Here is a 16,397-nt window from a genome sequence, read left to right as displayed (position 1 = left end):
AATAGCAACAAGGTTAGAGAAAAGAGCCCTTAAAAAACCCAATCAAAAATCAAAAAACCGCAGAACTATACGTTAAAGCATAATTCTCCGGTTTTATGAGCAGTATTATTTATGCGTTCATGTCTGAGACTAATTTTTCAGTTACTGGCTGTTCTTCTACTTCGCTGACGCGTTCGATGTCTGCGCCCAGTGCTGCAAGCTTATGATGGAAGTCCACATAGCCGCGGTCCAGGTGATACAGTTCCGTTACGCGTGTAACTCCATCTGCTACAAGGCCAGTCAGGATGAGTGATGCCGCGGCACGCAGGTCAGTTGCTGCCACTTCGGCTCCCTGAAGGTCAGATGGTCCGTTCATGATGACAGAGCGGCCATCGATTTTGATGTTTGCGTTCATGCGGCGGAATTCTTCCACATGCATGAATCGGTTTTCGAAAACAGTTTCGGTGATCATGCTTGTTCCCTGTGCACGCAATAGCAAGGCCATCATTTGTGACTGCATATCCGTCGGGAATCCAGGATGCGGCATCGTCTTGATGTCGACTGCTTTCAATTTTTCAGGCCCGATGACACGAAGACCATCTTCTTCCTCGATGATGGTAACGCCCATTTCTTCCATCTTCGCTACTAATGAAGAAAGATGCTCTGGGACTGCGCCTTTTACAAGCACGTTTCCACCAGTGATGGCAGACGCAACCATGAAAGTTCCTGCTTCGATTCGGTCAGGAATAATGTTGTGGTCAGCACCAAACAGTACTTCAACACCTTCAATCTTGATCGTGCCAGTGCCTGCGCCTTTTACCTTCGCTCCCATTTTGTTAAGGAAGTTGGCAAGATCGACGATTTCTGGTTCTTTTGCGACGTTTTCAATGGTTGTTGTACCCTTTGCAAGGACAGCAGCCATCATGATGTTTTCCGTAGCGCCAACGCTAGGGAAATCGAGGTATATTTTAGCTCCGTGCAGACCATCGACTGCTTCGGCTTCGATAAAACCGTTGCCTACCTTGACTGTCGCACCCATTGCTTCAAAGCCTTTAAGGTGCTGGTCGATAGGACGGGAACCGATTGCACAGCCGCCTGGCAGCGCTACGCGAGCACGGCCGTTCCTGGCAAGCAGGGATCCCATAACCAATACAGAAGCACGCATTTTACGAACATACTCAAAAGGTGCTTCAATTTTTAACTCTCTGGATGCATCTACTGTAATCGTGTTATTTTCAAACTCCACTACGGCGTTTAAAGAACGTAATACTTCGTTGATGGTATATACATCGGAGAGAGTTGGCACATCACGAATTACGCTTTTTCCGTCACTTGCTAATAATGTTGCAGCGATAACAGGCAAGACGGCATTCTTAGCTCCTTCAACCTTTACAGAACCGCTTAGCCTTTGTCCGCCGCGGACGATGATTTTTTCCAAGTGTATTCCCCTCCGCGTCCAATTTCTCTATATTAATATTCAATCGTAATGATGGGTGTGCCAACTACGACGGTAGTCTTTGCGCCCAATCGTTCAGTTTTCCGTAATCCAAGCTGCATATTCATCTCATGTTCATTGCTCAGTGTTTTGTCGAACAAAGGCGAAACGGCGGAAGAGGAAATGAATGATCCTTCTGCCAACCCTTCAACTTCACGAGCATTGAAAGCCTTAAGCAATTTACTTTTGTAAACAGGTAAAGCCGATTTTATCTTACCATTGATTTCGCCTTCAACACAAGAGAAAGTTGTGGCGTTTCCTCGAAAAATGTCAAATATTCTGCCTGGTAAATTTTTGTTTAAAAAGGTTTCTGTATTTTTATTCCAGTGCTGACCTCTGACCTCATACATCACATACGTATGTATAGGGCCTTTTGTGTCGGTAGAAACAATTTTAATTTTTTCCTGAATCTCAGAAGAATTCATAACAGCTGTTAGTTCTCCATTGTGTCCTGACCATGTCCACTCTGGAAGCTGGACTTTCAGGTCCTTCACCAACGATTCGACATTTTCTTGTTCCAATGTTTCCCTTGCATATAAAGACCAACCAGTGATTAAAATATCTTCGTCCTGTAAAACCGAGGCCAGAGTTTTTATTTCATGATCAGCGTCAGCTACAGTCGTCTTATTCCCAGCTTGGAACACAATAAAACCAATAATGCCAAAAATTGATAAAATATATGGAATCTTCTTCATATCTGTTTCACTCTCCCCTTATTACCATTCTTACCAGGAGAGCGAATCACATACTTGGGAATTCTCGTCACTTTTTGACATCATTCTATGTACCAACTTGCCCGGGTGTTCATAGTTTGTGAAAAAATAAACATGCTTGTGCAAAAAAACAAACACAAAGAGTATAATACTTGATATTCTTCGTTTTGAAAACATGTATGAAGACCTAATTTTTTACCAATTCGGGTATGACTTAACAGCTACTGAAAAATCATCGGAAGCTGCTGCGACCATTGGAGGTAATCAAGGAAGAAATTACTGACTGTGGATCCAAGTGCGATGGATAGCAGGATATATAACACGCGGGCTTGAAGAACATGATTCGCCCTCAGCAGTTTATCAAACTGGAGTGCCTGAAGAGCCCACCATGAAAGAGCAATAAAAACCAGATGTGTCAGAATACTGGTCAGCGCAAAGCCGCCAAAACCTGTTAGCATATACTCTCCTCCCTTCACATGCTATTTTACCATAAACGTGTTGAATACCCTTCTTTATAGACGTTTTACTTTTGAAAAAGTTTCAAATAAAAAAACCGGCCCGCAAAATTGCAGGCCAGCTGAATTTACCCCTTTGTTTCCATGAATGGATTTTCCCCAAAACCGATTCATTTTATCTCATAAAGTCTCCAAACTGGTTGAAGTTATTTTGCATGAAGTCGATGGCCAGGTTTGGCATGACTCCGAACAGGATTGTTCCGATTACTGCTACCAGGATGACGACAATTGTTCCTGCTGGCAGCTTGATTTTTTCATCACTTGCTGCCGGGCGGAAGAACATTTGTGTCATGACTCCGAAGTAGTAGAAATAGGAGATGACGGTTGTTGCGATCATGATTGAAACGAGAACGTAATGTGCCTGGTCAACCATCAAGGCTCCCATGAAGATGTTCAGTTTACCAATGAAGCCTGCTGTACCAGGAATTCCTGCGAGTGACAGGATGAAGATTCCCATTCCGACTGCCAGTAATGGCGAGCGGCGGTAAAGTCCGGCAAAATGGCTGATATCTTCTGAGCCGGTTTTTGCTGTGATCACCTGGATCACCGCGAACGCACCCAGGTTCATTAACACGTATGCCAGCAGATAGAACCAGATGGCATCGAAGGTCACGAATGACATGGCTGTCAGCGCGACAAGGATGTAACCGGCATGTGCGATACTTGAATACGCGAACATGCGCTTGATGTTACGCTGCCTTAAGGCAATGACGTTACCAATAATCATCGTGGCTCCCGCAAGGAATGCAATGTAATCCTGTACTGCGAACAGCAGCGGAATTGGCTGGCCGTCTTCCTGTGCGACCGGTACGTATCCGAAGATCGATAGCAGGATGCGCAGGATGATGACAAAGCCAGCTGTTTTGGAGACGACGCTCAGGAACGCCGTCACTGGAGTTGGTGCTCCTTCGTACACGTCAGGTGCCCACATATGGAATGGAGCAGATGCCAGCTTGAAGGACAGGCCGACAAAAATCATGAAGAATGCCAGTCCAAGAATGTAAATATGCTGAGGGTCACTCAAGCCATTGAAAACCTGGGCGATTCCTTTTAAATTCGTTGTGCCTGCAATCCCGAACACATAGCTCATACCGAACAAAGTGATGGCAGATGAAATGCCGCCGTTCAGGACGTATTTCATCGCGGATTCATTCGATCTCAGGTTGCGTTTGCGCATACCTGCAAGGATGTAGGACGGAATGGACAGCAATTCAAGGCCGACGAACAATGTGATCAAGTCGCCGCTTGATGCCATGAACATCGTTCCAAGCAAGGCAGTGAGGAACAGGTAGTAGAACTCACCTTTGTAATCCTCAAGCCCATCATTTGCTCTGAAGTCAATCGCCAACAGCATGACAAGCGCCGCTCCAAGAAGGAGGAGCAGCTTGAATGCGATAGCGAATGAATCAAGCCTGAATGTATCGTATAAAATTGATGTTGTCTCGGTACCTATCAAAGTTACCAGTGAAACCAGCGCCATTACTACCCCAGCAAAACCAACCCAGCCAAGGATCTTCCGGTCGACATGCTTTGGCATGAATAAATCAGCGACTGATAAAAGTGCAATAAAACCGAGGAGGATGAATTCCGGAGCCATCGTTCCCCAATCAAATGATAGAAGTGTATCTAGATCCATCCTTCATCACCCCCCTATTCCCATCAAGATAGTCTCTAATGTTGCCTGAAGCGGTTCACTAAGAACGGCCGGATATACACCAATCAGGACGATCAAGCCGACAAGCACCAGCACCGGTGCCCATTCGAATGAACGGATGTCGGTTACGCCGACAAATTCACGTTCTGCTTTGCCATACGTGATGGCCAGCACTGCTCGCAGCAGGTAAACCGCCGTCATGATGATGCCTAGTGTACCGACTGCAGCCAGGACTGGCATCTCTTCGAACAAACCGAGGAATGCCATGAATTCGCTGACGAAGCCTGACATGCCAGGCAGTCCAAGTGAAGCCATCGCACCTGCAAGCAGGAATCCTGCAGCAAGCGGCATTCCTTTTGCCATACCGCCAAGATTGGCAAGTGTGGTTGTGTGTGTGCGTTCATAAAGTACACCGACAAGGAAGAACAGTAGTGCTGAAATCAGACCGTGAGATACGACCTGGAAAATAGCACCTTGTATTCCTGCCTCATTTAATGCTCCAAGTCCGATTAAAACGATCCCCATATGGGAAATAGAAGAGTAAGCAAGGACCATTTTGAAATCTGTCTGGATAAAAGCAAGGAACGCTCCGTAAAGCAGGTTAATCACACCGAGTACTGCAAGCAGTCCGGCTAATTCTACGAACTGTTCAGGGAAAATGCCCATCCCGAAGCGGATTAAACCGAATGCCCCGATCTTCAGCAGGATCCCTGAGTGGATCATGACGATCGATGGCGGTGCTTCAACGTGGACGCGCAGCATCCAGCTGTGCAGCGGGAAGATTGGCAGCTTGACACCGAAAGCGACAAGCAGGGCAATCAATAATCCCATCTTCAAGGACTCAGACACAGGCGCGAACAGCGGCGCATTGTCTGTGTTCATCATGACTTTCAGCATTTCGATATTTGACGTGCCTGTTCTTGAGAACAATACCATGATGACAATCAGCAGGATCGCTGAGCCAAGGCCGTTATAAATCAAGAAGCTGTAGGCAGCCTTTTCTTTTTCGTAATAGCCCCATTTCCCAATCAGGAAGAACATCGGGATCAAGGTGATTTCAAAGAACAGGAAGAACAGGATCAAGTTTTGCGATGTGAAGACTCCAAGCATCCCGATTTCGAGAAGCAGGAACAGCATGTAATAGCCTTTCCATTCTTTTTTGATATGGAAGGATGCGATTGCCGCAAGCGTCGCGATCACCGCTGTCAGTACCACCATGATCAAACCGAACCCATCAATGCCGAGTTCGTAGTTGACTGAAAACATGCCCTGCTGCTCGGCACCCTGCCCGCCGAATTGAATCCAGCGGAACTTTTCTGAAAAGCCAGCGAGATCGCTGCCGCCGCGATACGAAAAGTATGCGATCAGCGCAAGGATCAAAGATGGCAGTGTTGCCAATACGCCAAGCATTTTAATGCCTGATTCGTTCGCTTTTGGCATGAAGACCAAAAGCAGGATTCCTAGTAAAGGGGAGAATACCAGCAAGGTAAGAAAATAGTTGAAATCCATTATAAATACCCCCCTGTTAACGCATAGATGACAATCAGGACTGCAAGGCCGACGAAGGCGATTGTGCCGTAAGTCTGTACCTGGCCGTTCTGGATTTTCGCACCGGCTTTACCAAGGCCCTGGACAGTCGCCGTTGTCAGCTTCACGAGTCCCTCAACAAGGAAGAGCTCGATGAAACGCAAGAACAAGCTGATTGCCTTTACGCCAAACACGATGCTTTGATTGTAAATTTCATCGATATAGTACTTATTTTTCACAATGCCATAGGCAATTGGCGCCCTGCTGGACAGCCAGTCACGGGAAATCGACTTCTTGCTGTACATCATCCATGCAAGCAGGATGCCGAGCAAGGAGACAAGCGTGGCAACAATCATGATCCAGCCAGGTCCTTCGATATGGCCATGTCCGAGTGCTTCGTTGCCTTCGACAAGCCAGTCACCAAGGAAAGTGCCGAACCAAGGTGTATTCACATAACCGGCAATGACTGCCAGTACTGCGAGGATAACCATCGGCATCGTCATGACGGATGGTGATTCATGGACATTCTTCATGTCGCTGCGCGCTTCACCAGTGAAGACCATGAAGAACAGGCGGAACATGTAGAATGCTGTAAAAAATGCCGCAATCACCGCCAGCCAGAACAGAATGTAATTGCCATGTGCCCATGCAGCGATCAAAATTTCATCTTTACTGAAAAAGCCTGAGAACAATGGAACACCGCTGATGGCCAGCGTTCCGATCAGGAACAAAGGTCCAGTGAAGGACAGCTTTTTCCATAGCCCGCCCATTTTTTCAATATCCTGAGTATGTACAGCATGGATGACGCTACCTGCTGCAAGGAATAACAACGCTTTAAAGAAAGCGTGGGTCATCAAGTGGAATACTCCGGCCACATAACCGGCAGATCCCAATGCGAGCATCATGTAGCCAAGCTGGCTGACAGTCGAGAACGCAAGCACTCGTTTGATGTCAGTCTGGACAAGGCCGATCGTTGCCGCAAAAATCGCTGTGAACGCTCCGATGATCGCTACCGTCAGCATCGCTGTTTCACTCGCGTTGAACAGCGGGAACAGTGAAGCGACCAAATACACACCAGCCGCAACCATTGTCGCTGCGTGGATCAACGCAGAAACTGGCGTCGGACCTTCCATCGCGTCTGGAAGCCATGTGTGCAGCGGGAACTGACCTGATTTACCAACTGCCCCGATGAAAATCAGGATCGCAGTCAAGGTAATCATCGTTCCGGAAATCGCGCCTTCTTCTACTGCCGCAAAAATTTCATCATATTCGAAGCTTCCAGTTTGCCAGAATAAAAGAATCATTCCGATCAAAAGTCCGACATCCCCGATACGGGTCATGATGAAGGCTTTCTTTGCAGCCGCTTTGGCGCTTTCCTTGTAAAAGTAAAATCCAATCAACAGGAATGAACCGACACCGACCAATTCCCAGAAAATATAAGTCTGCAAAAGGTTCGGCGAGATGACGAGACCAAGCATTGCAAAAGTAAAGAGTCCAAGATAAGCATAGAAAACCGGGAATCGCTCATCACCATGCATATATCCTTTTGAGTAGGTATGTACAAGGAAGCTGACAAGAGATACGATTACCAGCATCAATGCGTTTAATTGATTTACTTCAAAACCCGCAGTAAGTTCCAGATTCCCAATTGTGAGCCAAACGGCTTCAGCTTTATGTGTCGGGCTCTCCAGGCGCTCAAGGAGCACGAGGATGGAGTAGACAAGTGAAGCTAGCGTCGCAAGAATACCGACGAATGCGCTCGCTTCTTTAAGCTTTTTTCCGAACAGCAGAAGGAATAGAAAGGATACAAGCGGGAACAGCGGAATGAGCCAAGCATTCTCCATTAATATCACAATCCCCTTTTTTGAACGCGCGCGTGATCTATCATGTGTACGCCCGTCAGATTGAGGCCCGCATCATGCGGGGCAGTCCAGCTACTAAAAATCTTCTGATTAACACGGCCGTTGCCGCTTATGAAAGGTTCCATTAATTTTTCAACTCATTCATTTCATCGATATTAACACTTCTGCGGTTGCGGTAAAGCGAAATCAGGATCGCCAGTCCAACCGCTACTTCAGCAGCTGCCACCGCGATGGAGAACAGCGCGAACACCTGGCCGGTGATCGATGGAGCCGCTCCATATTTGCTGAAGGTTACGAGATTGATATTGACCGCATTCAGCATCAGTTCGATTGAAATCAATACAATGACTGTGTTCTTTTTTGTCAGGGCACCGTAAAGTCCGATGCAGAAAATAATAAGCGCAAGCGCCAGATAGGCTGAAACCGGAACAGAACTCATTCCTGATCACCCTCCTTATCGTCATCCTTGCGCGCGAGTACAATTGCGCCGACAAGCGCAGCGAGCAGGATCACGGATGTCAGTTCAAATGGGATGATGTAATGCGAGTAAAGTGCAACCCCGATTTGTTCTGTGTTGTTTTCGTGCAGAGTATTCGGCAATGCTTCAAAATCCAGATCGTAGATTCCGAAATAGACTGCTGCGCCAAATCCAAGGACACCAAGCAGCAACACAAGCTTGCGCAATCTTCCGCCCTTTGGCTCCTCTTCATCGCCATGGTGGCGGGTGAGCATGATTCCGAACAGCATCATGATTGTGATGGCGCCGGAGTAGATCATGACTTGGATGACCGCCAGGAATTCAGCGGACAAGAGCACATAAATACCTGCAATACTGACGAATGTAAAGACCAGCGCTACGACCATGTGGATGACCTTGGTGAGGTTCAATAAAAGCACGCCGCCGATTACCGCCACTAAAGCAAGTGACATAAACGCAAAGAATTCGCCTGTTAACGTCATGCTTTATTCACCTTCCGTATATTCTCATCATTTTCGTCCAGCCATTCCAGGTTCTTGAATAAGTCATCCCGGCTGTATTCTGCAAGTTCAAAGTTATTCGTCATGATGATCGCTTCTGTCGGGCACACTTCTGTGCATAGGTCACAGAGGATGCAAAGTTCGAAGTTGATATCATACGTATCAATGATTTTGCCTTTTTTCGTTGGATCAGGATGCTTTTTACCAGTCAAGTTAATGCAATCTGTCGGGCAAATATTGGCACACTGGTTGCAGACGATGCATTTTTCAGGATAAAACTTCTGGATCCCGCGGAACCTGTCAGGAAGCGGAATCGGTTCGTTCGGATAATCGTAAGTCACCTTTTCGCGAGTCAATTGTTTAAGGGTATAAGCTAATCCTTTAGTCCATCCTAGCACGTAATTCACCCCTTTAATGCAGGAAGCCATGCTGCTTCCATTCCTATTTTAGAAAAAATTAGTGAAAAGTTCTTTGATCAATGCCGACAGGAAGATGTTTGCCAGTGCAACCGGCAAAAGCACTTTCCAGGCGAACTCCATCAATTGGTCTGCGCGGATACGCGGGAACGTCGCACGGAACCAGATGAGGATATAAACCACTAAGCTGAACTTGAGCGCGAACCATACAGCTCCAGGGATGAAGCCAAGGAACGGCAGCGGCAGCCAGCCTCCAAGGAATAATACAGTGATCAAAGCAGACATTGCGAACATATACACATATTCAGCCAGCATGAACATCGCCCAGCGGAATCCGGAATACTCTGTGTGGAAACCGGCAACAAGCTCGTTCTCCGCCTCGGCAAGGTCGAATGGCACCCTGTTCAGTTCTGCGGTAGCGGCAATGAAGAACACGATGAACGCGATCGGCTGCCACAGGATGAACCAGCCGTTGTGCTGCTGTGTTTCAACGATCTCATTCAGGTTAAGGCTTCCTGATAGCAGGACAATCCCCAAAACGCTCATGACCAGCGGGATTTCGTAGGAAATCATCTGGGCCGCGGCACGCATACCGCCAAGCAGTGAGTATTTATTGTTGGATGCCCAGCCTGCCATCAGCATCCCGACGATCGTCAGGCCTGAAATCGCGATATAATACAGAAATCCGACATTCAGGTCGGCAAATTGCAATTTATCTGTCAGCGGGATTGTCGCCATGACCATGAAGGACGGCGCGAACGCGATGACCGGTGCGATGATGAACAGCGGCTTATCCGCTGCTTTTGGAATTAAGTCTTCTTTTACAAGAAGCTTTACGACGTCGGCTACGGATTGCAACAGCCCCCACTTACCGCCGACATGAGCTGGACCATAACGGCCCTGCATAAATCCGAGCACTTTCCTCTCTGCCAGAATCGCCATTGTTACGAATCCAAGGATTACGAACAAGAGGACGACAGCCAGGATGAAGAAGATGCTGAAATTCATAAGGCCAGCACTGGATTCTAGTAGCTCCTGAACCATTATCCGTCTACCTCCCCAAGAACGATATCAACCGCTCCTAAAATTGCAATCAGATTTGAGATGCTTTCACCTTCGAGCAGTTTAGGGAGGATTTGCAGATTATAGAAGCTAGGCCTTCTGAACTTGAGGCGGTACGGCTCTTTTTTGCCATCGCTGGAAATATAGCAGCCGATTTCGCCTCGGGAGCCTTCGATCCGGACAAACGCTTCCCCTTTTGGAGCCTTGATGATCTTTGGAACCTTGGCCATGATTTCTCCCTCTTTCGGGAATTGCTGCACAGCCTGTTCAATGATTTTCAGTGATTCTTCGATTTCGCCCATTCTTACATAGTAACGGGCAAGCGCATCGCCTTCGTCACGAGTGACAACGTCGAAATCGAAACGGTCATAGATTGAATACGGCTCATCCTTGCGCAAATCCCACTTGACGCCGGTTGAACGAAGGTTCGGGCCGCTCAATGAATAATTGATTGCGTCTTCCTTTGTATATGTACCAATATTCTTCGTACGGTTCAGGAAGATTTCATTCCCTGATACAAGCTGGTGATAACCCTTCAGCTGTTCCCTCAGGTATGGCACGAATTCCGCTACCTTTTCAATCCAGCCTTCCGGAGCATCCCATTTGACGCCGCCTACACGCATGTAGTTGAACGTCAGACGAGCACCAGACAGTTCATTCAGCAAATTCAGGATCATCTCCCGGTCACGGAATGCGTAAAGCAATGGGCTTGTCGCACCGAAGTCGAGGATGAATGTTCCCCACCACAGCAGGTGGCTGGCAACCCTGTTCAACTCCATTGCAAGTACCCTTAAATACTCGGCGCGTTCCGGAATCTGGACGCCCATCATCGTTTCGACAGCATGGACGATGACATAGTTATTCGTCATCGCTGATACATAGTCCATTCTGTCTGTGTACGGGATGATCTGGGTATATTGCAGATTTTCCGCCAGCTTTTCAGTGCCGCGGTGCAGGTAGCCGATTACCGGCTTCGCTTCTACAATGATTTCCCCGTCGATTTTAAGAACGAGGCGGAACACACCGTGTGTACTAGGGTGCTGCGGGCCCACGTTCAAGAGCATTTCTTCTGTGCGTATCACGGGCTACACCTCCACATCATACGGTTCATAGTCTTTTCTTAACGGGTGGCCTACCCAGTCTTCACCAAGCATGATGCGATGGAGGTCAGGATGGCCTTCGAATTTGATGCCAAGCAGGTCGTAGGCTTCACACTCTGGCCAGTTCGCACCTGCCCACAGGTTCGCCAATGACTCGATGGCCGGCTGATCACGATCAAGTTTTACTTTTAGCGCAACTGACTGTCTGTTCTTGTATGAGTACAAGTGAACATACACTTCCATATGTGTCTGGAAATCCGTTCCGTGCAGCTCTGACAGATAATCGAATCCAAGCAGTTCATTGTACTTCAGGAATTCAGCCAGGCGATAATAGGATTCTTTCTTTGCGACAAGCGTTGGCACATCCTTTGAAAGAGGGTTAATATACGAATCTTCCAAAATTTCATCGCCAAGATTGTCAGTGATTGCTTTTACATATTTATCAAGGTAAGGCTGGTTTGGAGATGGCTTCTTCTCTTCGACAGGCTCTTCTGCTCCTGCTTTCGCGCCAGCTGCTGACTTCGCCTTCGCTGCTGCTGCGGCTTTTGCCTTGGCTGCGGCAATCGCTTTCGCTTTCTCGTCGTCCGCTGATCCTCCGCCTGCTGCTTTTGCCTTTGCTGCTGCGGCCGCCTTTGCTTTCGCTACAGCTGCGGCTTTTTTCTTCGCCAGATCATCGTCACCTGCTGAAGCGTCTGCTCCTCCAGCTGCCTCCTGTGCTTTCCTTTTTGCTGCCGCTGCTGCCTTTGCCTTCGCTACGGCTGCGGCTTTCTTTTTCGCCAGGTCATCGTCATCGCCTGCTGGAGCATCTGCTTCTCCGGCTGCTTCTGCCTGCGCTTTCCTTTTTGCTGCCGCTGCTGCCTTTGCTTTCGCTACGGCTGCGGCTTTCTTTTTCGCAAGGTCATCGTCGTCTCCAGCTGAAGCGTCCGCTGCTGCTGGAGTTTCAGTTGCTGCTGGAGTTTCAGTTGCTGCTGGAGCTTCGGCGTTTTCCTCTGTCTGGCCAGTCGCTTTCATCTTTGCGAGAGCGGCTGCCTTTGCTTTCGCGGCTGCTGCAGCTTTCTTCTTCGCCAGATCAGCATCCTGTCCTTCGACCGGAGCCGAAACCTCTTCTTTCGCGTCTGGAGCTTCCCCAGATTGCTCTTTCGCTTTCATTTTCGCGAGTGCAGCTGCCTTTGCTTTTGCTGCGGCTGCGGCTTTCTTTTTCGCAAGCTCGGCATCGTCACCTGCAGGTGCTTCCGCTTTTGCTTCGGTTTCCTTCACTTCAGGTTCTGCGACTTTGTCGGCAACCTCTTTCGGGTCATTTCCTTCCCCTGCTTGTTTGGCAGCCTGACGCTGCTTTGCAAGCTCCTTCGCCTTTTCGGCTGCTTCTCTTTTTATCTGCTCTAAATCCTTTTCCCCGCTCATCGGTTAGATCACCTTCTTCCCGGTTTTCGCCTCATAACGGATTTTCTCTTTCAATTTATTAATCCCGTAAATCAATGCTGCTGGGTTCGGCGGGCATCCCGGTATGTAAACATCAACCGGTACAATCTGGTCGACTCCCTTTACAACTGAGTATGATTTTACATATGGACCGCCTGCTGTCGCGCAAGAACCCATCGCGATTACCCACTTCGGTTCTGCCAGCTGGTCATACAGCCTGCGGACAGTCGGAGCCATTTTCTTCGTAACGGTACCAGAGACAATCATGACATCAGACTGACGCGGTGAATTCCGGTAAAATGTCCCGAAACGGTCAAGGTCATAGTGAGCCGAGCTGGATGCCATCATTTCGATCGCACAGCAGGCAAGTCCGAATGTCATCGGCCACATCGAGTTGCTTCGGGCCCATCCTTTAACCTGCTCAAGAGTTGTTACGAATACGTTCCTTTGGAGTTCTGCCACTTCTTCAGGTGAGAAATCATCCAATTTTAAATCCATTTTAGCACCTTCTTTTTCCATGCGTAGATGAGTCCGATCAGAAGCATGATTACAAAGATCAGCATTTCAATCAGTGCGAAAATCCCCAGCTTCTCGTAGGCAACAGCCCATGGATACAAAAACGCTGTTTCTACATCAAAAATAACGAACATAAGGGCAAACACATAATAACGGACATTAAACTGGACCCGAGCATCGCTGAACGGTTCCATCCCGCTCTCGTAGGTGGTATATTTCCGCTCGTCGTTCTTGTATTTCGGCCGCAAAAGCTTTGCCGCAAACAAAGCGACGACTGGAAGCAATACCCCGAGACATAGGAACACAAAGACTATCAAATAGTTATTTTGATATAGATTCAACTGTTCCATGCCCATCCCTCCAATGTTGTAAAATTTTCATACTTTTTAAACTTGTAACCGATAACAATTATACCATTGTTGCAATAGTGTGTCGACAAGGCTTTGAACAATCTGGCAACCTTCTTCCATACACTTTTTGATAGAAAAATAGTATCTTTCTTGGACTTGTTGAGACAGCGGAAAAGAGTCGTCCCCTTCCATACTTAGTTGTCCGGAAGGCAAATTATTCTCATTGTTTTTACCAGTCTGTCTTGTGTTTTGGCTCGGCCGCGTTCTGGAGGGTGCAGCCTCACATGCACGCGCTTAAATCAAGACAATCGGTTACATTTTATATTTAAAACAATCCAGCGGTGATTGTCAGTGACGTTTGTCAACATTTATGAGTTCTGATACTGCATTGAATTTATGGCAGAAATGTGGATTTTTCGCTTGGCGGGAGTTACTGGAGATTATTATTGGGGAATTGAGCGAAGAATTAATCTCTAAACGAGAATTATATCGATAATATAGCAGTTTTTTGATTTCTATCATGATTTATCAGCATAATTACTTGGATTAATACAAACCTATTTTGATTACATAAAGTTTTATAGCGAAAATTTTAATTTTATAGCGAACTTCTTAATTTTATAGCGAATTTTTGATTTTTATAGCGACTTTAATGATTTTATAGCGAGTTTTTCGTTTTTATAGCGAAACGGAATCTGCTCCCAGATTTGCTAATCAACTGGATGGCACGCAGCACGTTCACCACATTCAATCGACACCAAAAACAGATTCATCAAGTATAAATCGTTGTCCACAAATACCGCCATAAAAAAAAACACCCCCCAGCATCGCCGGAGGGTGTTCATTGATAATTAAATTCTGCGTTCAGCAACTGAAATACGGTTGATCGCACGCTGAAGGGCAAGTTCTGCACGCTTGAAGTCGATGTTCTCCTGCTTTCTTTCATGCAGGCGCTGTTCGGCGCGTTCTTTTGCTCTTAATGCACGTTCAAGATCGATTTCAGATGATTGTTCTGCAGATTGAGCAAGGATGGTTACCTGCTCTGGACGGACCTCAAGGAAGCCGCCGCTCACTGCAATGAACTCGTTGTTGCTGCCATTTTTCAAACGGACAGCGCCAATTTGTAGCGGTGCAACCATTGGAATGTGGCCTGGCAAGATTCCAAGCTCGCCTGTGCTTGCTTTTGTGCTCACCATTTCAACATCTGATTCATACACCGGCCCATCGGGAGTAACAACACTGACTTTAATCGTCTTCATTTTTTACCCTCCTGGTCCGTTATTAGACCTCTACACCCATACGTTTTGCATTCTCGATAACTTCTTCGATTCGGCCGACTAGGCGGAATGCATCTTCTGGAAGGTGGTCATATTTGCCGTCAAGGATTTCAGCGAATCCTTTAACTGTTTCTTTAACTGGCACGTAAGAACCTTTCTGACCAGTAAACTGCTCAGCTACGTGGAAGTTTTGTGACAGGTAGAACTGGACGCGGCGAGCGCGGTGTACAGTCAGCTTATCTTCGTCAGAAAGCTCATCCATACCCAGGATCGCGATGATGTCCTGAAGTTCTCTGTAACGCTGTAATGTTTGCTGTACGCGGCGAGCTACTGAGTAGTGCTCTTCGCCAACGATTTCAGGTGTCAATGCACGTGAAGTCGAAGCAAGTGGATCCACCGCAGGGTAGATACCCATTTCAGAAAGCTTACGCTCAAGGTTCGTTGTTGCATCCAAGTGAGCGAAAGTTGTAGCCGGAGCCGGGTCAGTGTAGTCATCGGCTGGTACATAGATCGCCTGGATGGAAGTAACAGAACCTACGTTAGTAGATGTGATACGTTCCTGCAATTTACCCATTTCTGTAGCAAGAGTCGGCTGGTAACCTACCGCTGATGGCATACGGCCAAGTAGGGCGGAAACCTCAGAACCTGCTTGCGTGAAACGGAAGATGTTATCCATGAAGAAAAGAACGTCCTGTCCTTGCTCATCACGGAAATATTCAGCCATTGTCAAACCAGTCAGGGCAACACGCATACGTGCTCCTGGCGGCTCGTTCATCTGTCCGAATACCATCGCAGTTTGCTTGATAACGCCAGAGTCAGTCATTTCGTGGTATAGGTCATTACCTTCACGAGTACGCTCACCAACACCTGCGAATACGGAGATACCGCTGTGTTCTTGAGCGATGTTGTTGATCAATTCCTGGATAAGAACGGTTTTACCTACACCGGCACCACCGAACAATCCGATCTTACCACCCTTGATATATGGAGCAAGAAGGTCAACTACCTTGATGCCCGTTTCAAGGATTTCTACCTCAGTTGAAAGCTGTTCGAATGTTGGAGCTTCCCTGTGGATTGAATCGCGGCGTGCTTCAGCTGGCAGTGGAGCGTCAAGGTCGATTGACTCACCCAATACGTTGAATACACGTCCTAGTGTTACGTCCCCAACCGGAACGGAGATTGGAGCACCTGTATCTAATACTTCCACGCCACGCTTAAGGCCGTCTGTGGAAGACATCGCGATTGTACGTACTGTGTCATCGCCTAAGTGAAGGGCTACTTCAAGAGTTAGTTCGATGTTCACATCCGCATCGCTGGTAACAATTTTCAAAGCGTTATAGATCTCTGGAAGATTGCCGCTTTCAAACTTAACGTCAACAACCGGACCCATAACCTGGAGAACGCGTCCTTTGTTCATCTTGTTCCCTCCTATCGTACTAGTTGAAATATATACATCATGATGGGATGCGGCTTCACGCCACATCCCCGATTGTCATCTTGAAAAGCGCAAGCGCCTTGTCCAGCTCCGACAAGC

General features: G+C 47.4%; 16 protein-coding genes. All 16 read right to left on the bottom strand.

Going from position 1 to position 16,397, the window contains the following annotated elements:
- Positions 1 to 109 precede the first annotated feature (109 nt).
- Positions 110 to 1,417 carry a UDP-N-acetylglucosamine 1-carboxyvinyltransferase gene (murA, locus tag J7E38_RS06475; RefSeq protein ID WP_214705980.1) on the bottom strand — a complete coding sequence of 436 codons (1,308 nt, stop codon included), beginning with the start codon at positions 1,415 to 1,417 and terminating at the stop codon, positions 110 to 112.
- A 32-nt stretch (positions 1,418 to 1,449) separates the two neighbouring features.
- Positions 1,450 to 2,169, bottom strand: a complete 720-nt coding sequence (locus J7E38_RS06470) for a YwmB family TATA-box binding protein (protein WP_214705979.1) — start codon at positions 2,167 to 2,169, stop codon at positions 1,450 to 1,452.
- A gap of 239 nt (positions 2,170 to 2,408) precedes the next feature.
- Complete coding sequence (locus J7E38_RS06465; protein ID WP_144479099.1) at positions 2,409 to 2,645, bottom strand: DUF1146 family protein; 237 nt, start codon at positions 2,643 to 2,645, stop codon at positions 2,409 to 2,411.
- Between the two features lie 172 nt (positions 2,646 to 2,817).
- The gene (gene nuoN / locus J7E38_RS06460) at positions 2,818 to 4,338 is read right to left on the bottom strand and encodes an NADH-quinone oxidoreductase subunit NuoN (RefSeq protein ID WP_214705978.1); all 1,521 of its coding nucleotides are present in this window, start codon (positions 4,336 to 4,338) and stop codon (positions 2,818 to 2,820) included.
- Between the two features lie 6 nt (positions 4,339 to 4,344).
- The gene (locus tag J7E38_RS06455; RefSeq protein WP_214705977.1) at positions 4,345 to 5,865 is read right to left on the bottom strand and encodes an NADH-quinone oxidoreductase subunit M; all 1,521 of its coding nucleotides are present in this window, start codon (positions 5,863 to 5,865) and stop codon (positions 4,345 to 4,347) included.
- Positions 5,865 to 7,727, bottom strand: coding sequence for an NADH-quinone oxidoreductase subunit L (gene nuoL / locus J7E38_RS06450; RefSeq protein ID WP_214705976.1), 1,863 nt, complete (start codon positions 7,725 to 7,727; stop codon positions 5,865 to 5,867). Before nuoL ends, J7E38_RS06455 begins: the two co-directional genes overlap by 1 nt.
- Before the next feature lie 142 nt (positions 7,728 to 7,869).
- On the bottom strand, positions 7,870 to 8,184 hold the full coding sequence (nuoK, locus tag J7E38_RS06445; RefSeq protein WP_214705975.1) for an NADH-quinone oxidoreductase subunit NuoK: 315 nt from the start codon (positions 8,182 to 8,184) through the stop codon (positions 7,870 to 7,872).
- Entirely contained in the window at positions 8,181 to 8,705 is a 525-nt protein-coding gene (locus tag J7E38_RS06440; protein ID WP_144479109.1) for an NADH-quinone oxidoreductase subunit J, read from the bottom strand. The genes nuoK and J7E38_RS06440 overlap by 4 nt, the downstream gene beginning before the upstream one ends.
- Entirely contained in the window at positions 8,702 to 9,121 is a 420-nt protein-coding gene (gene nuoI / locus J7E38_RS06435; RefSeq protein ID WP_214705974.1) for an NADH-quinone oxidoreductase subunit NuoI, read from the bottom strand. The genes J7E38_RS06440 and nuoI overlap by 4 nt, the downstream gene beginning before the upstream one ends.
- A 48-nt stretch (positions 9,122 to 9,169) precedes the next feature.
- Complete coding sequence (nuoH, locus tag J7E38_RS06430; protein WP_214705973.1) at positions 9,170 to 10,183, bottom strand: NADH-quinone oxidoreductase subunit NuoH; 1,014 nt, start codon at positions 10,181 to 10,183, stop codon at positions 9,170 to 9,172.
- Entirely contained in the window at positions 10,183 to 11,283 is a 1,101-nt protein-coding gene (locus tag J7E38_RS06425) for an NADH-quinone oxidoreductase subunit D (protein WP_214705972.1), read from the bottom strand. Before J7E38_RS06425 ends, nuoH begins: the two co-directional genes overlap by 1 nt.
- A 3-nt stretch (positions 11,284 to 11,286) precedes the next feature.
- Positions 11,287 to 12,702 (bottom strand): NADH-quinone oxidoreductase subunit C, encoded by a 1,416-nt coding sequence (locus J7E38_RS06420; RefSeq protein WP_214705971.1) that lies wholly within the window; start codon positions 12,700 to 12,702, stop codon positions 11,287 to 11,289.
- Between the two features lie 3 nt (positions 12,703 to 12,705).
- Positions 12,706 to 13,218, bottom strand: coding sequence for a NuoB/complex I 20 kDa subunit family protein (locus tag J7E38_RS06415; RefSeq protein ID WP_023613587.1), 513 nt, complete (start codon positions 13,216 to 13,218; stop codon positions 12,706 to 12,708).
- On the bottom strand, positions 13,209 to 13,586 hold the full coding sequence (locus J7E38_RS06410; RefSeq protein WP_214705970.1) for an NADH-quinone oxidoreductase subunit A: 378 nt from the start codon (positions 13,584 to 13,586) through the stop codon (positions 13,209 to 13,211). The genes J7E38_RS06415 and J7E38_RS06410 overlap by 10 nt, the downstream gene beginning before the upstream one ends.
- Positions 13,587 to 14,437: 851 nt before the next feature.
- The gene (locus tag J7E38_RS06405) at positions 14,438 to 14,845 is read right to left on the bottom strand and encodes a F0F1 ATP synthase subunit epsilon (RefSeq protein WP_214705969.1); all 408 of its coding nucleotides are present in this window, start codon (positions 14,843 to 14,845) and stop codon (positions 14,438 to 14,440) included.
- A 22-nt stretch (positions 14,846 to 14,867) separates the two neighbouring features.
- Positions 14,868 to 16,280, bottom strand: a complete 1,413-nt coding sequence (atpD, locus tag J7E38_RS06400; protein WP_144479125.1) for a F0F1 ATP synthase subunit beta — start codon at positions 16,278 to 16,280, stop codon at positions 14,868 to 14,870.
- Positions 16,281 to 16,397: the final 117 nt, after the last annotated feature.

Source organism: Bacillus sp. ISL-35 (assembly GCF_018613355.1).
Lineage (GTDB): Bacteria > Bacillota > Bacilli > Bacillales > Cytobacillaceae > Mesobacillus.
This window is presented reverse-complemented; position numbering and strand designations above follow the sequence as displayed.